Source organism: Actinomadura opuntiae (assembly GCF_030283205.1).
Lineage (GTDB): Bacteria > Actinomycetota > Actinomycetes > Streptosporangiales > Streptosporangiaceae > Spirillospora.
The window spans coordinates 13,898-33,283 of record NZ_JASNWF010000046.1 but is presented as its reverse complement, the minus strand read 5'-3'; the positions used below and the strand labels follow the sequence as shown (position 1 = coordinate 33,283).

General features: G+C 72.9%; 16 protein-coding genes. 3 read left to right on the top strand and 13 right to left on the bottom strand.

Annotated features, from left to right (window positions below; genetic code table 11):
* Nucleotides 1-612: 612 nt before the first annotated feature.
* From tyrS to argC, 9 genes are all read right to left on the bottom strand, one after another.
* Complete coding sequence (gene tyrS, locus QP089_RS48055) at nucleotides 613-1,890, bottom strand: tyrosine--tRNA ligase (protein ID WP_285921313.1); 1,278 nt, start codon at nucleotides 1,888-1,890, stop codon at nucleotides 613-615.
* An 84-nt stretch (nucleotides 1,891-1,974) separates the two neighbouring features.
* The gene (locus QP089_RS48050) at nucleotides 1,975-2,610 is read right to left on the bottom strand and encodes a DNA-3-methyladenine glycosylase (RefSeq protein WP_285921312.1); all 636 of its coding nucleotides are present in this window, start codon (nucleotides 2,608-2,610) and stop codon (nucleotides 1,975-1,977) included.
* Nucleotides 2,611-2,713: 103 nt separating this feature from the next.
* On the bottom strand, nucleotides 2,714-4,126 hold the full coding sequence (argH, locus tag QP089_RS48045; RefSeq protein WP_285921311.1) for an argininosuccinate lyase: 1,413 nt from the start codon (nucleotides 4,124-4,126) through the stop codon (nucleotides 2,714-2,716).
* Nucleotides 4,127-4,256: 130 nt separating this feature from the next.
* A complete protein-coding gene (locus QP089_RS48040; protein WP_285921317.1) occupies nucleotides 4,257-4,760 on the bottom strand; it encodes an arginine repressor in 504 nt (167 codons plus the stop codon).
* Nucleotides 4,761-4,768: 8 nt separating this feature from the next.
* Nucleotides 4,769-5,695 carry an ornithine carbamoyltransferase gene (argF, locus tag QP089_RS48035; protein WP_285921310.1) on the bottom strand — a complete coding sequence of 309 codons (927 nt, stop codon included), beginning with the start codon at nucleotides 5,693-5,695 and terminating at the stop codon, nucleotides 4,769-4,771.
* A 3-nt stretch (nucleotides 5,696-5,698) separates the two neighbouring features.
* On the bottom strand, nucleotides 5,699-6,916 hold the full coding sequence (locus tag QP089_RS48030) for an acetylornithine transaminase (protein ID WP_285921309.1): 1,218 nt from the start codon (nucleotides 6,914-6,916) through the stop codon (nucleotides 5,699-5,701).
* Nucleotides 6,913-7,827, bottom strand: coding sequence for an acetylglutamate kinase (argB, locus tag QP089_RS48025; protein WP_285921316.1), 915 nt, complete (start codon nucleotides 7,825-7,827; stop codon nucleotides 6,913-6,915). Before argB ends, QP089_RS48030 begins: the two co-directional genes overlap by 4 nt.
* Before the next feature lie 23 nt (nucleotides 7,828-7,850).
* Complete coding sequence (argJ, locus tag QP089_RS48020) at nucleotides 7,851-9,008, bottom strand: bifunctional glutamate N-acetyltransferase/amino-acid acetyltransferase ArgJ (RefSeq protein WP_285921308.1); 1,158 nt, start codon at nucleotides 9,006-9,008, stop codon at nucleotides 7,851-7,853.
* A complete protein-coding gene (gene argC / locus QP089_RS48015; protein WP_285921307.1) occupies nucleotides 9,005-10,033 on the bottom strand; it encodes an N-acetyl-gamma-glutamyl-phosphate reductase in 1,029 nt (342 codons plus the stop codon). Before argC ends, argJ begins: the two co-directional genes overlap by 4 nt.
* Nucleotides 10,034-10,261: 228 nt before the next feature.
* On the opposite strand from argC, the gene QP089_RS48010 reads away from it, so the two are divergent.
* Genes QP089_RS48010 through QP089_RS48000 form a run of 3 tightly spaced genes read left to right on the top strand, consistent with a single transcriptional unit; the run spans nucleotide 10,262 to nucleotide 12,569 of the window.
* Nucleotides 10,262-10,759 carry a MarR family winged helix-turn-helix transcriptional regulator gene (locus QP089_RS48010; RefSeq protein ID WP_285921306.1) on the top strand — a complete coding sequence of 166 codons (498 nt, stop codon included), beginning with the start codon at nucleotides 10,262-10,264 and terminating at the stop codon, nucleotides 10,757-10,759.
* The gene (locus QP089_RS48005; protein ID WP_285921305.1) at nucleotides 10,756-11,724 is read left to right on the top strand and encodes an ATP-binding cassette domain-containing protein; all 969 of its coding nucleotides are present in this window, start codon (nucleotides 10,756-10,758) and stop codon (nucleotides 11,722-11,724) included. The genes QP089_RS48010 and QP089_RS48005 overlap by 4 nt, the downstream gene beginning before the upstream one ends.
* Nucleotides 11,721-12,569 carry an ABC transporter permease gene (locus QP089_RS48000; RefSeq protein ID WP_285921304.1) on the top strand — a complete coding sequence of 283 codons (849 nt, stop codon included), beginning with the start codon at nucleotides 11,721-11,723 and terminating at the stop codon, nucleotides 12,567-12,569. Before QP089_RS48005 ends, QP089_RS48000 begins: the two co-directional genes overlap by 4 nt.
* Before the next feature lie 51 nt (nucleotides 12,570-12,620).
* Here QP089_RS48000 and QP089_RS47995 read toward each other — a convergent pair whose 3' ends face one another.
* The 4 genes from QP089_RS47995 to QP089_RS47980 form a co-directional block, all read right to left on the bottom strand.
* The gene (locus QP089_RS47995; RefSeq protein ID WP_285921303.1) at nucleotides 12,621-14,237 is read right to left on the bottom strand and encodes an ABC-F family ATP-binding cassette domain-containing protein; all 1,617 of its coding nucleotides are present in this window, start codon (nucleotides 14,235-14,237) and stop codon (nucleotides 12,621-12,623) included.
* Nucleotides 14,238-14,550: 313 nt separating this feature from the next.
* Nucleotides 14,551-17,028 carry a phenylalanine--tRNA ligase subunit beta gene (pheT, locus tag QP089_RS47990; RefSeq protein WP_285921302.1) on the bottom strand — a complete coding sequence of 826 codons (2,478 nt, stop codon included), beginning with the start codon at nucleotides 17,026-17,028 and terminating at the stop codon, nucleotides 14,551-14,553.
* Nucleotides 17,028-18,137 carry a phenylalanine--tRNA ligase subunit alpha gene (gene pheS / locus QP089_RS47985; protein ID WP_285921301.1) on the bottom strand — a complete coding sequence of 370 codons (1,110 nt, stop codon included), beginning with the start codon at nucleotides 18,135-18,137 and terminating at the stop codon, nucleotides 17,028-17,030. Before pheS ends, pheT begins: the two co-directional genes overlap by 1 nt.
* Nucleotides 18,138-18,270: 133 nt before the next feature.
* Nucleotides 18,271-19,362: a sensor histidine kinase gene (locus QP089_RS47980; RefSeq protein WP_446474154.1), complete on the bottom strand. Its 1,092-nt coding sequence runs from the start codon at nucleotides 19,360-19,362 to the stop codon at nucleotides 18,271-18,273.
* Between the last annotated feature and the right edge of the window lie 24 nt (nucleotides 19,363-19,386).

The following is a 19,386-nucleotide window of genomic DNA, read 5'->3' as shown; positions in this document are numbered from 1 at the left end:
AGGTCGAACGACCACCCCAGGGGGCGAACCCCAGAGCAGCCAAACCTCAGAAGAAAATCCCAGCAAACGATCCCGAAGGACCGTATTGCCTCAAAGAAATCCCCACCATCCCCGAAAAACGAGAACGGCTACGGGGCGATCCGACCCAAAAGCCGGATCGATAAAGGCACTGGCTTTTAACACGCTGTTAAGTTCTCAAGAAACGGACACCCACCGCGCCAGACCCGCTTCCGCGGCCCTCGCTCCGGGGCAACCCTTCGATCCTACCCGATCCGCCCGCTTTGTCAAACTATGGGCGGTTCGGCCCTCGACGTCCCTTTTAGAACGGACACGTCCGTTCCAGCCGGTCTGGGGAGGGTTCCCCCGGGGCCGGCCGCCGTGTCAAGCGTCCCGCTCCCCCGTGGGGCGTGTAGAACATTAGGTCCCCGCGACAGGACCGTCAAATCGATCGCCCAGGCCACGTTTAAGCAGGTCAGAAGGCGTTTCCTGGTCTCAGACCGGCCCAGTTGTGGCTCCTCGTGACCGCACTGTGACGTGTGTCTACCGAAGTTTTCCCCGGACATGACGAGCGCCCGCCCGGAGAGGTCCGGACGGGCGCTCGCCGCGTGCGGTTCAGGACGCGGTCACCTCGACGCCGCCGACGTTGCGCTTGCCCCGCCGCAGGACGAGGAAGCGACCGTGCAGCAGGTCGTCCGGCGCCGGGGCGGCGTCCTCCGACTCGACCTTGGCGTTGTTCAGGTACACGCCGCCCTGGGCGATCGTGCGCCTGGCCTCGGACTTGCTCTTGCACAGGCCCGACGCCGCCAGTAGGTCCACCACGGGCGGCAGCTCCCCGGGCGGGATCTCCGTGCGGGGGACCTCCGCCAGCGCCGACCTCAGGGTGCGTTCGTCCAGCTCCTCCAGCGCGCCCTGCCCGAACAGGGCCTTGGAGGCGGCCACGACCGCGGCGGTCTCGTCCGCGCCGTGGACGAGAGTCGTCATCTCCTCGGCGAGGGCGCGCTGCGGCACGCGCGCCGCGGGCCGGTCGGCGCCCTGCTTGACCAGGTCCTCGATCTCCTCGCGGGAGCGGAAGCTGAAGACCTTGAGGAACTTCTCCACGTCGCGGTCGTCGGCGTTGATCCAGAACTGGTAGAACGCGTACGGCGAGGTCAGCTCGGGGTCGAGCCAGTACGTCTCGCCGCCGGCGGTCTTGCCGAACTTCGTCCCGTCCGCCTTGGTGAGCAGCGGTGTCGTCAGCGCGTGCGTGGTGCCGCCCTCGACGCGGCGGATCAGGTCGACGCCGGCGGTGAGGTTGCCCCACTGGTCGCTGCCGCCCGTCTGCAGCACGCATCCGTACCGGCGGTACAGCTCCAGGAAGTCCATGGACTGCAGGAGCACGTAGCTGAACTCGGTGTAGCTCATCCCGGTGGTGTCCAGGCGGGCCTTCACGGTCTCGCGGGCGAGCATCCGGTTGACCGGGAAGTGCTTGCCGATGTCGCGCAGGAACTCGATGGCCGACATGGGGCCGGTCCAGTCGAGGTTGCTGACCATGGTGGCGCCGGTCGGGCCGTCGTCGAAGTCGAGGAACCGCGACACCTGGCCGCGGATCCGCTCGACCCAGCCGGCGACGGTCTCCTCGGAGTTCAGCACGCGTTCGGCGCTTTTGCCGCTCGGGTCGCCGATGAGGCCGGTGGCGCCGCCGACGAGGCCGAGGGGACGATGCCCCGCCTGCTGGAAGCGCCGCAGGATGAGGATCTGGATGAGGTTGCCGAGGTGCAGCGAGGGCGCCGTCGGGTCGAACCCGCAATACAGCGTGACCGGCCCCGCGGCGAGCTGCGCCCGCATCTCGTCCAGATCGGTGGACTGCGCGATCAGATCGCGCCACGCGAGGTCATCCAGGATGTCGGTCACGTTCTCCCTCGTCTCAGCCTTGCCGTCCGGCTCTTTCACCAGACTGCCCGATGGGCGGAAGCCCACGCCAACGATATTCGGAGGTCAGGCCCGGCCGGCGGCCTTCCCGCGGACGCGCGGGACGTGCGCGCGGTACGGCGACACGGTCGGGTCGCCGTCGATGTAGAACCGCCACGGCACCTCCTTGGCGCCGTTGACGCCGGTCCGCGGGCCGCTGCGGATCAGCGCGGGGTCGGCGGGCTCGCCCCGCAGGATGGTCATCTCACCACCGGGGGTGCACACGTCCAGGCCGTTCTGGTCGCGGACGATGCCGAGGGCCTGGCACAGCCGGGCGGGGCCGCGGGCCAGGTCGCGGACGGACGACTTCGGGCGCCGCGCCCGGGCGATCTCCTCCCCCGCGATGATCTCCCCGGCACGCAGCAGCACCGCCGAGGACGTCCCCTCCGGCCCGCACACCAGGTTCATGCAGAAGTGCATGCCGTAGGTGAAGTAGACGTAGACGTGCCCGGGCGGCCCGAACATGACCGCGTTGCGCTGCGTCTTGCCGCGGTAGGCGTGGGACGCGGGGTCCAGGGGGCCCGCGTAGGCCTCGACCTCGGTGAGCCGCGCGGCGACCTCGCCCTCGGCGGTGCGATGCGTGATCACGTGTCCGAGCAGCGCGGGCGCCACCTCGTCCACCGGCCGGTCGAAGAAGTCCCGTGGCAGCAGCGCTCCGTCCATCGCCTCACCGTGGTCTAGGGGGTGGTCCGCCGGTCGACCAGCCTAGGGGGCGGCCGGGACCGGGGCGACCGCCCCGCGGGCGGGCGGGGCGGTCGCGCGGCGGTCAGTCCTCGGCGGCCCAGGAGGCGTGCTCGTTGACCTGGGCGCGCAGCGCAGTGATCTGCTCGCGGACGCGGTCGGGGGCGGTGCCGCCGTAGGCCTTGCGGGACGCGAGGGCGCCCTGGACGTTGAGGACCTCGCGGACGTCCGGCGTGAGGTGCGGGGACACCTTGGCCAGCTCGTCGTCGGTGAGGTCGTCGAAGTCCTTGTCGTTGACCTGGCACCAGACGACGAGGTGGCCGACGACCTCGTGGGCGTCGCGGAACGCCACGCCGCGCCGCACCAGCAGTTCGGCGAGGTCGGTGGCGAGGGCGAAGCCGTCGGGCGCGGAGGTCTCCAGCCGCTCGGTGTTGATCCGCATGGTGGCGATCAGGCCGGACATGGCGGGCAGGACGAGCAGGAGCGTCTCGACGGCGTCGAACGCGCCCTCCTTGTCCTCCTGCAGGTCGCGGTTGTAGGTGAGCGGCAGGCCCTTGAGGGTGGTGAGCAGGCCGACGAGGTGGCCGATGAGCCGGCCGGCCTTGCCGCGCGCCAGCTCGGCGACGTCGGGGTTCTTCTTCTGCGGCATGATCGACGACCCGGTGGCGTAGGTGTCGTCCATCTCGATCCAGCGGAACTCCTGCGAGGCCCAGAGGCAGACCTCCTCGCCGAGGCGGGACAGGTGCACGCCGATCAGCGCGGCGGTGAACAGGAACTCGGCGACGAAGTCGCGGTCGGCGACGGCGTCCATGGAGTTGGGCGCGGCGGCGTCGAAGCCGAGTTCGGCGGCGGTGGCCTGCGGGTCCAGCGGCAGCGACGAGCCGGCGAGGGCGCCGGAGCCGAGCGGGGAGATGGCGGCGCGCTTGTCCCAGTCGCGCAGCCGGGCGATGTCGCGGGTGAGCGGCTGGACGTGCGCGAGCAGCTGGTGGGAGAACAGCACCGGCTGCGCGTGCTGCAGGTGCGTCATGCCGGGCGCGGCGACGCCGAGGTTGTGCTCGGCCTGCGCGATCAGCGCGGTCTCCAGCTCGACGAGCCGGGAGACGATCTGCCGGGCGTGGTCGCGCAGGTACAGGCGCAGGTCGGTGGCGACCTGGTCGTTGCGGCTGCGGCCGGCGCGCAGCTTGCCGCCGAGGGCGCCGAGGCGCTCCAGCAGGCCGCGTTCGAGGGCGGTGTGCACGTCCTCGTCGGCGACGGCGGGCCGGAACTCCCCGGACCGGCAGGCGGCCTCCAGGTCGTCGAGGGCACCGATCATTCGGTCCAGCTCGTCGTCGGTGAGCAGCCCGGCCCGGTTGAGGACGCGGGCGTGGGCGCGCGAGCCCATCAGGTCGTAGGGGGCGAGCCGCCAGTCGAACTGGACGCTCACCGAGAGCCGCGCGAGCGCGTCCGACGGACCGCCCTCGAACCGGCCGCCCCACAGTCGCGTCGGTGCCTTGGTCACGGAAATCCTCTTCTTCCCACCGCTGTACGTTCGTGTCCTGCCATCCCACCATGCCGGGCGCGGCGGTGCGCGTCCGGCGCCCGCGAGCCGGGCTGGGCGGTCCGTTCCGGGTTCTCGGGCGCGCGGCGCCCTAGCCTCGCCGTTCGCGGCCGGCGGTCAGCCCGATGAGCGCCTCGGCGACGTCCTCGCCGCCGTTCGGGTCGCGGGCGATGACGAGGATGGAGTCGTCGCCCGCGACGGTGCCGAGGATCGTCGACCATTCGGCGTGGTCGATCGCCGAGGCCAGGTACTGGGCGGCGCCCGGCGGGGTGCGGACGATGACCAGGTTCGCCGACGCCTCCGCGGAGACCAGCAGTTCCGCGGCGATCCGGGAGAGCCGTCCGGCGAAGGTCTCGGCGGCGCCGGTGCGGGCCCGGCGGATCCGCTCGCCGCCCTCGCCGGGGACGGCGTAGATCAGGCTGCCGTCGTCGGCGCGCAGCTTCACCGCGCCGATCTCGACGAGGTCGCGGGAGAGCGTGGCCTGGGTGACGTCGACGCCGGCGTCCTGCAGGAGCTTGGCGAGCTCGCCCTGCGAGTGGACGGGGTGGCGGGTCAGCAGGTCGATCACCCGGGACTGGCGGGCGGTCTTGGTCATCGGGGTCGTCACCGGGATCGCTCCAGCAGCCAGACCAGCAGCGCCTTCTGGGCGTGGAGCCGGTTCTCCGCCTCGTCCCACACGCGGCTGCGCGGGCCGTCGAGGACGGCGGCGGAGATCTCCTTGCCGCGGTAGGCGGGCAGGCAGTGCAGGACGATCGCCTCGCCGTCGGCGCGGGCGAGCAGGTCCTCGTTCACCGCGTAGGGCTCGTAGAGCGAGGTGTCCTTGCCCTCCTCCCCCATCGACACCCAGGTGTCGGTGGCGAGGACGTCGGCTCCGGCGGCGGCCTGCGCGGCGTCGCCGGTGACGGTGACCGAGCCGCCGGTGGCGGCGGCGATCTCGGTGGCGCGCGCCACGACCGCGGGGTCGGGCGGCAGGGACGGCGGTGCGGCGACGCGGACGTGCATGCCGGCGGTGGCGCAGCCGAGCAGGTAGGAGTGGGCCATGTTGTTGGCGCCGTCGCCGAAGTAGGCGAGGGTGGCGCCGGCGAGCCCGCCCTTGGCCTCCCGGACGGTCTGCAGGTCGGCGAGGATCTGGCAGGGGTGGAACTCGTCGGTGAGGGCGTTGACGACCGGGACGGCCGTGCCGGCGGCCATCTCGTCGATGCGCTCCTGCCCGGCGGTCCGCCAGACGATCGCGGCGACCTGGCGTTCCAGCACGCGGGCGGTGTCGGCGATGGTCTCGCCGCGGCCGAGCTGGCTGGTGCCGGCGTCCATGACCAGGGCGTTGCCGCCGAGTTCGGCGATGCCGGCCGCGAACGACAGCCGGGTCCGGGTGGACGGCTTGTCGAACAGCACCGCGACCGACCGCGGGCCCTCCAGCGGCCGGTGGGCGAACCGGTCCTTCTTCACCTTCGCGGCGAGGTCGAGGACCTCGGCCTGCTCGGCGGGCGCGAGGTCGTCGTCGCGCAGGAAATGCCGGACGGTGCCGGTCATGGGTCAGCTCTCCTTCAGGGCGGACGCGGCGGTGTCGAGGATCGCGGGGAACGCGGCGGTGAACGAGCGGGCCTGCTCGCCGGTGAGGGTGAGCGGCGGGGCGAGCCGCAGCGCGTCGGGCTGCAGGGCGTTGATGAGGAACCCGGCGTCGCGGGCGGCGGCCTCGACGGCGGGTGCGTGCGGTCCGGTGAGGACGGCGGCGCGCCACAGTCCTCGGCCGCGGACGCCCTCGAGCAGCGGGTGGTCGATCGCCTCGATGCCGGACGCGAGGATCTCCCCGACCTCGGCGGCGTTGGCGAGCAGGCCGTCCTTCTCGATGGTGGCCAGGACGGCGAGAGCGGCGGCGGCGCTGACCGGGTTGCCGCCGAACGTGCTGCCGTGGTCGCCCTTGGCGAAGATCTCGCCGTGCGGGCCGAACCCGATGCACGCGCCGATCGGCATGCCGCCGCCGAGCCCCTTGGCCAGGGTGAGGACGTCCGGCTTGGCGTTCTCGTGCTGGAACGCGAACCAGGCTCCGGTCCTGCCGATGGCGGACTGGATCTCGTCGGCGACGAACAGCGCACCGGTGGCGTCGCAGATCTCGCGGGCGGCGGTGAAGTAGCCGTGCGGCGGGGGCACGACACCCGCTTCGCCCTGCGTGGGCTCCAGGAAGACGGCGGCGCACCGCTCGTCCACGGCGGCCTTGAGCGCGTCCGCGTCACCATAGGGGACGAACCGGACGTCGATCGCGAACGGCCCGAACGGCTCCCGGATCGCCTTCTTCCCGGTCAGCGACAGCGCGCCCATGCTGCGGCCGTGGAAGCCGTTCTCGGTCGCGACGAAGTACGTCCGGCCGTTCGCCTTGCCGTACTTGATGGCGAGCTTGAGCGCGGCCTCGTTGGCCTCGGTGCCGCTGTTGGCCAGGAACACCCGGCCGTCGCCGCCGAGCAGCTCCCGCAGCCGCTCGGCCAGCAGCACCTCCGGCTCGTTCAGGAACAGGTTCGAGGTGTGCGCGATGGTCGCGGCCTGCTTCGACACCGCCTCGACGAGCACCGGGTGGGCGTGCCCGAGGGAGCTGACCGCGATACCGCCGATCAGGTCGAGGTACTCGCGGCCGTCGGCGTCCCACACCCGGCAGCCCTCGCCGCGCACCAGCGGCACCGGCGGGACACCGTAGTTCGGCATGAACGCGGCCTCGAACCGCGCCCGCAGATCGTCGCCGCTCCCTGCCGCCCGCGTCATCTGGGGTCCTCCGTCACCGGTCCGCCGGGGAGGCTCGGCAGCACCATCGTTCCGATCCCTTCGTCGGTGAAGATCTCCAGCAGCAGCGAGTGCGGGACCCGCCCGTCCAGGACGTGCGCCTGCGGGACGCCGCCGCGCACGGCGGCCAGGCACGCCTCCATCTTCGGCACCATCCCGGCGGACAGGTCCGGCAGCAGCGCGGCCAGCTCGTCGGTGGTCAGCCGGTCGATCACGTCGTCGCTGTCGGGCCAGTCGGCGTACAGGCCCTCCACGTCGGTGAGCACGACCAGCTTCGCCGCGTCCAGCGCGACCGCGAGCGCCGCCGCGGCCGTGTCGGCATTGACGTTGTACACCTCGCCGTCGTCGCCGCGCGCGATACTCGACACGACCGGCACGCGTCCGTCGTCCAGCAGCGCCCGGACGGCGCCGACCTCCACCTCGACGATCTCGCCGACCTGGCCGATGTCGACGCGCGCGCCGTCCACGACGGCGTGCTTGCGCTCGGCGGTGAACAGGTTCGCGTCCTCGCCGGACATGCCGACGGCGAACGGCCCGTGCCGGTTGATCAGCCCGACGACGTCGCGCTGCACCTGGCCGGTCAGCACCATCCGGACGACCTCCATCGCCTCGGGGGTGGTGACCCGCAGGCCGGCGGTGAAGGTCGAGTCGATCCCGTTGCGCTCCAGCGCCGCGTTGATCTGCGGGCCGCCGCCGTGCACGATGACCGGCTTCAGCCCGGCGTAGCGCAGGAACACGATGTCCTCGGCGAACTGGTGCCGCAGCGCCTCGTCGGACATCGCGTGCCCGCCGTACTTGATGACGACGGTCGTGCCGTGGAAGCGCTCCAGCCACGGCAGCGCCTTGATCAGCGTCTCCGCCTTGCCCATGACGCCCGCGCGGTTCTTGCGCATCTGGGCGCCGCTCGTGATCGCGCTCATGTCGAGTACGCCGAGTTCTCGTGGACGTAGTCGGCGGTCAGGTCGCTCGTCCAGACGGTCGCGCTGTGCGGGCCGGCCGACAGGTCGGCGGTGATCGTGACGTCGCGGGGGCGCATGTCGACCTTGTCGCGGTCGTCGCCGAACGAGCCGTTGCGGCACACCCAGACGCCGTTGATGGCGACGTTGAGCTGGTCGGGCTCGAACACCGCGTCGGTGGTGCCGATCGCCGACAGCACCCGGCCCCAGTTGGGGTCCTCGCCGTGGACGGCGCACTTGAGCAGGTTGTTGCGGGCGATGGACCGGGCCACGGTGACGGCGTCGTCCTCGGACGCGGCGCCGACGACCTCGATCGCGATGGCCTTGGAGGAGCCCTCGGCGTCCACGAGGAGCTGCCGGGTCAGGTCGGCGCAGACCTCGGTGAGCAGCGCGGTGAACTCCTCCTCGCCGGGGACGGTGCCGGTCGCGCCGGACGCCATCAGCAGGACGGTGTCGTTGGTCGACATGCAGCCGTCGGAGTCGAGCCGGTCGAAGGTGACGCGGGTCGCGGCGCGCAGCGACCGGTCCAGCGCGTCGGCGGGCAGGTCGGCGTCGGTGGTGATCACGCAGAGCATGGTGGCCAGGGACGGGGCGAGCATGCCCGCGCCCTTCGCCATCGCGCCGATCATGTAGCCGCCGTCGCCCTGCCGGAAGGAGATCTTCCCGACGGTGTCGGTGGTGCGGATCGCGTCGGCGGCGGCGAGGCCGCCGTCGCCGCGCGACAGCTCCGCGACGGCCTTGTCCACGCCGGGCAGCAGCGCGTCCATCGGCAGCCGCTCGCCGATCAGGCCGGTGGAGCAGACCGCGATCTCGCCGGCGGAGTCGGCCAGCAGCTCGGCGGCCTTCTCCGCGGTGGCGTGGGCGTCCTGGAAGCCGGGTGCGCCGGTGCAGGCGTTGGCTCCGCCGGAGTTCAGCACGACCGCGCGGACGCGGCCGCCCTTGAGGACCTGCTCCGACCACAGGACGGGCGCGGCCTTGACGCGGTTGCGGGTGAAGACGGCGGCGGCGGCGCGGGACGGCCCGTCGTTGACGACGAGGGCCAGGTCGCGGGTGCCGCTGTCCTTCAGCCCGGCGACGACGCCGGCGGCGCGGAAACCGCGGGGGGCGGTGACGCTCAAGGGGACACTCCGATCGTGGTCAGCCCGAGTTCTTCCGGGAGGCCGAGGGCGAGGTTGGCGCTCTGGACCGCGCCGCCCGCGGTGCCCTTGGCGAGGTTGTCGACGGCGGCGACCGCGACGATCCGGCCGGCGGCCTCGTCCAGCGCGACCTGGACGAGCGCGGTGTTCGCGCCGAGGGTCATGGAGGTGGCGGGCCACTGCCCCTCGGGCAGCAGCCCGGCGAACGGCTCGTCGGCGTAGGCGTCGCCGTAGGCGGCGCGCAGCGTCGCGGCGGTGACGCCGGGGCGGGCCTTGGCCGTGCAGGTCGCGAGGATGCCGCGGCTCATCGGCGCGAGCGTCGGGGTGAAGGAGACGGTGACCTCCTCCCCCGCGACGGCGCTGAGGTTCTGCGTCATCTCGGGGGTGTGCCGGTGGACGCCGCCGACGGCGTACGCGCTGACCGAGCCCATCACCTCGCTGCCGAGCAGGTGCGGTTTGAGCGACCGGCCGGCGCCCGAGGTCCCGGACGCGGCGACCACGACGACGTCGGGCTCGGCGAGCCCGGCGGCGAACGCCGGGAACAGCGCGAGGGTGACGGCGGTCGGGTAGCAGCCGGGGACCGCGATCCGCCTGGTGGCGCGCAGCGCGTCGCGCTGCCCGGGCAGCTCGGGGAGGCCGTAGGGCCAGGTGCCGGCGTGCGGGGAGCCGTAGAAGGCCTCCCAGGCGGCCGGGTCAGTGAGCCGGTGGTCGGCGCCGCAGTCGACGACGAGCACGTCGTCGCCGAGGTCGGCGGCGAGCGGTCCCGACTGGCCGTGCGGCAGGGCCAGGAACACGACGTCGTGGCCGGCGAGGGTGTCCGGAGTGGTCTCGGCCAGGACGCGCCCGGCCAGGGATCGCAGATGCGGCTGGTGCGCGCCCAGCTCGGTGCCCGCGTTGGAGCCCGCCGTGAGCGCGCCGATCTCGAACTCTGGATGTCCCGCCAGGATGCGCAGCAGCTCGCCGCCCGCGTACCCGCTGGCGCCGGCGACCGCCGTCCGGATTCCCATGTCCCTCCTCAGGAAGCAGCGAGTAAGAGTATGCATGCAACTGGAAATCTATTCAACGTCGAGCGTCTCGCCGGACCCGATCTGAGACGAGCGACACAGGTCTCGGAACGGCGTCAACAGAGGTTGACAGTCGTCCGAATGTCAACCTACATTGACAGCTGTGATCCGACAGGTAGTTAGGCACCTAAAGATTTGCCACCTGAACATCTGTGCCCTAACATCGCCGCCATGGAGAACCTCGGCATCGGCGACCTCAAGGCGCTCGGCCCCATGGAGGAGTGGCCGGTCGGCCGCCTCTTCGGCGCCGCGTCCCGGCTGGCGGGCCCGATCGTCTGGCGGATCGTCGAGAAGCACGGGATCAGCCCGGCGGGGTACTTCCTGCTCCGCCTGCTGGTCGTCGAGGACGGCCTGCGCCCGAGCGAGTGCGCCAAGCGGCTGCTGGTCACCCCGGCCACGATCACCTCGGTGGTCGACACGCTCGAGCGCAACGGGCACGTCCGGCGCGAGCGCTCCTACCGCGACCGGCGCGGGGTGATGCTGCGCATCACCGACGAGGGCCGCCGGCTGCTCGCCGAGAAGTCCCAGCCCATCGGCCGCGACCTGAACGAGCTGTACGACGTCGTCGAGGAGGGCGACGAGGCGGCCGTCCGGCGGTTCCTGCTCAACCTGATCAAGCAGTTCGAGAACTACTCCGAGGGCAAGCCAGGGAAGGGAGACAGCGCGTGAGCGCACCCCCCGAGCCCGCCGTCCAGACGGTGGAGCTGAAGAAGACCTACCCCGCCGCCGGCCCGCGGCCCGCGGTGCCCGCCGTCCGGGGCATCGACCTGGACGTGCCGCGCGGCGAGTTCTTCGGGCTGCTCGGCCCGAACGGCGCCGGCAAGTCCACCACCATCGGCATGCTCACCACCCTGGTCGTCCCGACCGGCGGCACCGCCCGGGTCTCCGGGCTGGACGTGGTGAAGGACGCCGTGGAGATCAAGCGCCGCATCGGCGTGGTGTCGCAGAACAACACCCTCGACAGCGACCTCACCGCCGCCGAGAACCTGGAGTTCCGCGGCCGGTTCTTCGGGCTGAGCGCGCGGGACGCCCGGCGCCGCGCCGACGAGCTGATCGAGCTGTTCGGCCTGACCGAGCACCGCAAGGGCAACCCGTTCGAGATGTCGGGCGGGCAGGCCAAGCGGGTGATGATCTGCCGGGCGCTGATGCACGGCCCCGAGGTGCTGTTCCTGGACGAGCCGACCGCCGGCCTGGACCCGCAGACCCGCACCAACCTGTGGGAGGTGCTGCGCGGCCTGCAGGCCGGCGGGCAGACGATCCTGCTCACCACCCACTACATGGAGGAGGCCGAGGCGCTCTGCGACCGGGTCGCGGTCGTCGACCACGGCCGGCTCCTCGCCGCCGGCACCGTGGACGAGCTGAAGGCCACCGCGGGCGCCGACACCGTCATCACCGTCGCCTACGACGCGCCCGCGCCCGACGAGATCCACAAGCTCGGCGACCGCGACGGCATCAGCAAGGTCGAGGTCACCGGCGGCCAGGTGCGGGTGTTCGCCACCGAGCCCGACGGGATCCTCGGCGAGCTGGTCGGCATCGGGTCGGCCGCCGGGGTCGGCGTCACCGACGCCACGCAGCTGCGTCCCAGCCTGGAGACCGTCTTCCTCACCCTCACCGGAAGGGAATACCGCGAATGACCGCCCCGGCCACCGCCGTCCTGAAGCCGCCGCCCGCGGCGCGGGCGACGATCCCCCGCACGTTCGCCGCGATGATGGCGCGCGAGGCGCGGGTGATGCGCAAGAACTTCCTGTCGACGTTCGTCCGGGTGCTGGTGCAGCCGGTGATGTTCGTGTTCGTCTTCTCCTACGTGCTGCCCAAGCTCGGCGGCGGCGCGATGGCCGGCGGCCCCGGCGGGCCGACGTTCTCCACGATCCTGGTGCCCGGGCTGGTCGGCTCGTCCATCATCATGCAGGCGATGATGGCGGTGATCTTCCCGCTGATGATGGAGCTGAACTGGCAGAAGTCCATCACCGACCGGGCGCTGGCGCCGGTGCCGATCCCGCTGCTGGCGGTGCAGAAGATCGTCGCGGCGGCGCTGCAGGGGCTGATCGGCGGGCTGCTGGTGTTCCCGGCCGTGCTGCTCATCCACGCCGAGGGCCAGTCCCCGCACGTGCACGTGGAGAACTGGCCCGTGCTGGTGGTGGTCATGGTGGTGGGATCGCTGCTGGCCGCGTCCGGCGGGCTGCTGCTCGGCACCCTGCTGAACCCGCAGAAGGTGCAGGTGCTGTTCGCGATGGTGCTGCTGCCGATGACCATGCTCGGCTGCGTGTACTACCCGTGGTCGGCGCTGGACCACATCCGCTGGCTGCAGATCCTCAGCCTGTTCAACCCGCTGGTGTACGTGAGCGAGGGGCTGCGCAGCACACTGACGCCCGGCATCCCGCACATGCCGGTGTGGGCGTTCCTGCTGGCCATCGTCGGCGGGACGGCCCTGCTGACGTGGGCCGCCACCCGCACGTTCACCCGCCGCGTCCTGACCTGACCGGCGGCCCGGCGAGGCCCCGCGCGGACGTTCCGCGCGGGGCCTCCCGCGTTACACCGGGCCTCCTTCGGACAGGCCGGTGCGGCGGTCCGTGCGCAGCCGGCGGGTGAGGCCGAGCGTCCGCAGGAACGGCAGGTCGTGGCTGACCACGATCAGCGCACCCTCGTAGGCGGCGAGCGCCTGGGAGAGCTGCCGCGCACTGGCCATGTCGAGGTTGTTCGTCGGCTCGTCCAGCAGCAGGAGTTGGGGTGCCGGGTCGGCGAGCAGCAGCGAGGCCAGCACCGCCCGGAACCGCTCCCCGCCCGACAGCGTGCCCGCGGGCCGGTCGGCGCGCGCGCCGCGGAACAGGAACCGTGCCAGCCCCTGCCGGATCTCGGCGGGCGTCGCCGACGGCGCGTACATGCGGACGTTGTCGACGACGCTGCGGTCGTCGTCGAGGACGTCCAGCCGCTGCGGCAGGTACCGCACGCCGTCCACGCCGATCCGGACCGACACCCCGTCCGGAACCGATTCGCCGGTGAGGGCCCGCAGGAACGTCGTCTTGCCCGAGCCGTTCGGCCCGGTCAGCGCGATCCGCTCCGGTCCCCGCACGATGAACTCGGTCAGCGTGCCGGGGCCCGGTTCCGCAGCGCGCAATCCCGTGACCGTCGCGACCGTCCGTCCGGCCGGGACGCGGGTCGCGGGCAGTTCGATCCGGATCTCGGCGTCGTCGCGCACCGCGTCCTCCGCCTCGGCGAGCCGCGTCCGCGCCCCGGCCAGGCGCTCCTCGTGCATGATGCGGTGCTTGCCCGCCGAGACCTGCGCCTCCCGCTTGCGCAGCTTCATGACGGCCCTCGGCTCGCGCTTGTTCTCGTACATCTTGTTCGCGTAGCGCTTGCGGCGCGCCAGCTTGATATGGGCCTCCTCCAGTTCGCGTTTCTGCCGGCGCAGGTCGGTCTCGGCGACGCGGACCATCCGTTCCGCGGCCTCCTTCTCGACGGCGAGCAGCTCCTCGTAGGCGGACAGGTTCCCGCCGAACGATCGGACGGCGCCGCCGCGCAAGTCGGCGATCGCGTCGACCCGGTCCAGCAGCTCCCGGTCGTGGCTGACGACGACCAGCACGCCCGTCCAGGCGTCCACGGCGTCGTACAGGCGGCGCCGGGCGTCCAGGTCCAGGTTGTTGGTCGGCTCGTCCAGCAGCAGCACGTCGGGACGCGCCAAGAACAGCGCGGCGAGCCCGGCCATCACGGCCTCGCCGCCCGACAGCGTCGCGACGCCGCGGTCCAGGCCCACGTGGCCGAGGCCGAGCCGGTCGAGCTCCGCGCGGGCGCGCTCCTCGACGTCCCAGCCGTCGCCGACGGCGGCGAAGTTCTCCTCGGTGGCCTCGCCGCGCTCGATGGCGTGCAGCGCGGCCCTGGTCGCGCTGATGCCGAGCAGGTCCGACACGGTGGCGGCGTCGTCGAGGACGAGGGTCTGCGGCAGGTATCCGATCTCCCCGTCGACGGCGACGGAGCCGGACGCGGGACGCAGCTCCCCGGCGATCAGCTTGAGCAGGGTGGACTTGCCGGAGCCGTTGACCCCGATCAGGCCGGTGCGGCCGGCGCCGAACGCGGCGTCCAGGCCGTCCAGGACGGCGGTGCCGTCGGGCCAGGCGAACGACAGATCCGAGCAGACGATGGCGAATGACATGAGGCGGCCTCCATGGCGGGCGGGCTGCGGAACACATGGAGACACCGCGAAGGCGCGCGCGACGCGCAGGAGGGCATGAGAAAGCCCGGCGGGACGTGGGTCCACGAGGTCGCGTGCGCGGGCCGCCGAACGGCCGCCGCGCGGTGCCGGACCTCAGAACTCCAACGAACTCCCCTACCGGGCGGCGATGTGACACGTCCAGGCTAACCGGACTCCAAACACAACACAAGTAGCATTAAGCGCCTTTCCCGCCGCAAGCCGAAGAGGCGCCCCCGCGCGCATCGCGCGGGGACGCCCCTTAGGAAGCCGACCGTCAGGCGCCGCGCAGAACCGCGCCGGTACGGTCCGCCGCGACGGCGACCGCGGCGTCGCGGGCCTGCGACGCCTCCTCCGCGGTGAGGGTGCGGTCGGGAGCGCGGAACCGCAGCGAGTAGGCCAGGGACTTGCGGCCCTCCCCCACCTGCTCGCCGGTGTAGACGTCGAACAGCCGGACCGACTCCAGCAGCTCGCCCGCGCCGTCGCGCAGCGCCGACTCGACGTCCGCGGCCGGGACCTCGGCGTCGACGATCAGCGCCACGTCCTGCGTCGCGACCGGGTAGGTCGACACGTGCGGCGCGCGCACGGCCACCGGCTCGCCCAGCCGGCGCAGCTCCAGCTCCATCGCGCAGGTGCGCGCCGGCAGCCCGTACGCCTTGGTGACGCGCGGGTGCAGCTCACCGGCGTGGCCGACCAGCGTGTCGCCGACGTACAGCGCGGCGCAGCGGCCCGGGTGCCACGGCGCGTGCCGGTCGGCCTTCACCGCCAGCTCCACGCCGACCTCGGCGGCCACCGTGCGCGCGGCCTGCACCGCGTCCGCCCACAGCGCCGGGCGCCCCCCGCCCCACCAGCCGGACGGCTCACGGTCGCCGGACAGCACGACCGCCACCCGGTGCGGCTGGTCGGGCAGCGCCGCCTCGGCGGACGCGACCTCCTCGGACGTCGGGCCGCGGTCGACCGCGAGCCGCGGGGACCGCTCCGGTGCGCCCGGGCGCGGCCGGAACACCACGCCCAGTTCGAACAGCGCCGTGTCGGGGAACCCGCGCCCCACGTTGTGCGCCAGCGTCCGCAACAGGCCCGGCAGCAGCGTGGTGCGCAGCAGCGGCTCCTCCTCCGACAGCGGGTTCGCCAGCCGCAGGGTGCGGCGGCGCGCGTCGTCGGCGGGCAGCTGCAGGTCGTCCCAGTCCTTGGCGGACACGAACGGGAACGCCAGCACCTCCACGTACCCGGCGCCGGCGAGCGCGCGGCCGACGCGGCGGCGCAGCCGCTGCTGCACCGTCAGCCCGCGGCCCGCGGACGGACGCGGGGCGCGGGCCGGGATGTTCTCGTAGCCCTCCAGCCGGATGACCTCTTCGGCGAGGTCGTTGGGGTCACCGAGGTCGGGTCGCCACGACGGCGGCGTCACGGTCAGGACGTCGTCCCCCTCGACCGTGCAGCCGACCTCCTCCAGCCGGCGGACGACCGTGCCGCGGCCGTAGGCCACGCCCGCGACCCGGTCCGGATGCCCGGCCGGCATGGTGATCGTCACGCGCTCGGCCGGGGCCTCGGCGTGGGTGACGCCCGGCACGATCTCCGCGCCGCCCAGCTCGGCGAGCATCCGCGCCGCGCGGTAGGAGGCGTACAGCGGCAGCTCGCGGTCGACGCCGCGCTCGAACCGGTAGGACGCCTCGCTGTGCAGCTTGTGGCGGCGGCTCATCCGGGCGGTGCCGATCGCGTCGAAGTGCGCCGCCTCGACGACCATGTCGGTCGACCGCTCGTCGATCTCGGTGGCGAGGCCGCCCATCGTGCCGGCCATCGAGATCGGGCCCGACTCGTCGGTGATGAGGATGTCCTCGGGGTCCAGCGTCCGCTTGACGTGGTCGAGGGTCTCCAGGCTCTCGCCCTTGGCGGCGCGGCGCACCACGATCGGGCCGGTGAGCTTGGCCCGGTCGAAGGCGTGCAGCGGCTGCCCGAGCTCCAGCATCAGGTAGTTGGTGACGTCGACCGCCAGCGACACCGGGCGCATCCCGGCGCGGTGCAGGCGGACCTGCATCCACACCGGGGTCTTGGCGTCGGCGTCGAAGCCGCGGACCTCGCGCAGGACGAACCGGTCGCACGCGGTCGGGTCGCCGATGCTCGCCGGGTAGGCCTCGCCGTTCTTGGCGGGCAGCTCCACGTCCGCCGGGTCCTTGAACGGGACGCCGTAGGCGATCGCGGCCTCGCGGGCGATGCCGCGGATCGACAGCGCGTAGCTGCGGTCGGGGGTGACGGCGATGTCCAGCACATCGTCGCGGATGCCGAGCAGCTCCACCGCGTCCGCGCCGACCGGGGCGTCCGGCGGCAGCACCAGGATGCCGCTGTGGTCGTCGCCGATGCCGAGCTCGGTGACCGAGCAGATCATGCCCTCGGACACCTTGCCGTAGGTCTTGCGGGCACCGATCCGGAACCCGCCGGGCAGCACGCCGCCGGGCAGGATCGCCACGATGCGGTCGCCGACCGCGAAGTTGGTGGCGCCGCACACGATGTTCTGCGGCTCGCCGGTGCCGTTCGCGTCGCCGACGTCGACCTGGCAGTACCGGATCGGCTTCTTGAAGCCGGTCAGCTCCTCGATCGCCAGGACCTCGCCGACGACGATCGGCCCGGAGACGTCCGCGCCGGCCCGCTCGACCGTCTCGACTTCCAGGCCCGCGGCGATCAGCTTCGCGGCCAGGTCGCGGCCGGTCACGCCGGCCGGCAGCTCGACGTGCTCGCGCACCCAGGAAAGCGGGGCCCGCATCAGATCTCCATCCCGAACGGGAGGGTGAACCGGACGTCGCCCTCCACCATGTCGTACATGTCCTCCACGCCGTGCCGGAACATCAGCGTCCGCTCGACGCCCAGCCCGAACGCCCAGCCGCTGTAGCGCTCCGGGTCGACGCCGCAGGCCACCAGCACCCGCGGGTTGACCATGCCGCAGCCGCCCAGCTCGATCCAGCCCTCCGAGCCGCAGGTGCGGCACGGCTCGCCGCCCGGCTCGGCGGACGCGCCCCGGCACACGAAGCACTGCATGTCCACCTCCGCCGACGGCTCGGTGAACGGGAAGTACGACGGCCGGAACCGCGTCCGCAGCCCCTCGCCGAACATGCCGGTGACGAACGCGTCGATGCCGCCGCGCAGGTCCGCCATGGTCAGGCCCTCGTCGACCGCGAGCCCCTCCAGCTGGTGGAACACCGGGCTGTGCGTGGCGTCCAGCTCGTCGGTGCGGAACGTGCGCCCCGGCGCCACCACGTACACCGGCAGCGGGCGCGACAGCAGCGCCCGGATCTGCACCGGCGAGGTGTGGGTGCGCATCACCAGCCCGGACTCCTCCGACTCCACGAAGAAGGTGTCCTGCATGGTGCGGGCCGGGTGGTCGGGCTTGAAGTTGAGCGCGTCGAAGTTGAACCACTCCGCCTCGACCTCGGGCCCCTCGGCGACCTCGAAGCCCATGGAGACGAAGACGTCGGCCATCCGCTCCTGCATGGTGGTCAGCGGGTGCCGGGCGCCGCGGGGCGCGCGGTCCCAGGGCAGGGTGACGTCGACGGTCTCCTCGACGAGGACGCGCTGGTCGCGCTCCTCCTCCAGGACGGCCTGGCGCTCCTTCAGCGCCTTCGAGACCGCGCCGCGGGCGGCGCCGATGCGCTTGCCCGCGTCGGCGCGCGCCGCCGGCGGCAGCGCGCCTATCTTCCGGTTGGCGAGGGCCAGCGGGGAACGGTCGCCGGCGTGCGCCAGGCGGACCTGCTTGAGGGCGTCGAGGTCGGTCGCCGCGGCGATGGCCGCGAGCGCCTCGTCGCGGGCCCGGTCCAGCTGCTCGGGCTGCAACGCGGACACCTCGACGGGGTCATAGGACTTGTTGGGTGCAGACATGGTGGTGTGATCGACTCCGGTCGGCGTGGGACGCCCGCAGTCTAGTGCGCGGGCGGTGAAGATCCGGAAAGCGTGCGCGTGACGCGCGGCCCGCCCGTGCCCCTCCGCGGCGGCGGGCCGCGCCCGGACGGGCTCAGCTCGCGTGGTCGGGGGCCCCGGCGGGCACGGTAAATCGGAACTCGGCGCCGCCGCCGGGCGCGCGCCGCACGGTGATCGTCCCGCCGTGCGCCTCGACCAGGCCCTTCACGATGTACAGGCCGAGCCCGGTGCCGCCGCGCCGGTTGCCGCCCGGGCCGCGCCAGAACTGCCGGAAGACCCGCTGGACGGCCTCGGGCGGTATGCCCTCGCCCTCGTCGCGGACCGACACGGCCGCCCCCTCCTTGTGCGCGTCCGGCTCCACCACGATCGTGACGGTGCCGGCGCCGTGCCGCACCGCGTTCTCCACCAGGTTGCCGAGGATCTGGTCGACCTTGTCGGGGTCCAGCCACATTTCGGGCAGCTCGCCGCGGACCTCGAAGCGGAACCGGTCCTCGGCGTCGCCGGCCGCGACCCGGCCCGCGATCACCTTGCGGACCTCGTCCGGCAGGTCGACGACCTGGCGGCGCATCTCCAGCCGGCCCGCCTCGATCCGGGACACGTCCAGCAGCTCGGTGATCAGCCGGGTGACCCGGTCGGCGTCGGCGTTGACCGTCTCGAGCATGACCCGCTTCTGGTCGTCGTTGAAGCGGTGCCACTTGGCCAGCAGCGTCGCGGTGAAGCCCTTGACGCTGGTCAGCGGAGAGCGCAGCTCGTGCGCGACGGTGGAGACCAGGTCGGCGCGGTCGCGCTCCTGGCGGGCGCGGCGCTGGGCGTCGCGCAGGCAGACGGTGAAGCGCTCGACCCGGCCGCCCTCGCCGCGCCGGTACCCGGCGGTGACCAGCAGCTCGGTGCCGCCGGGCAGGAACAGCGAGCGCTCGGGGTGCCGGGTGCGGGTGGCGAGGCCCTCGTAGGGGGCCAGGCACTTCCACCAGTCGCGGCCCTCGGCGTCGTGCAGCGGCAGGACGTCGCGGAAGTCGCGGCCCAGTGCGGCCGCGGCGGCGATCCCGGTCATCCGCGCGGCGGCGGCGTTGAACACCACGACGCGGGCGTCGCGGTCGGCGACCAGCAGCCCGTCGGGCAGGTCGTCGGCCTGCCCCGGCCCGGAGTGAGCGCGCGCGGCCACGCCGGGGGGTTCCTCTCCGCCCACAGCGGCCTCCAGAACACCGGTAGA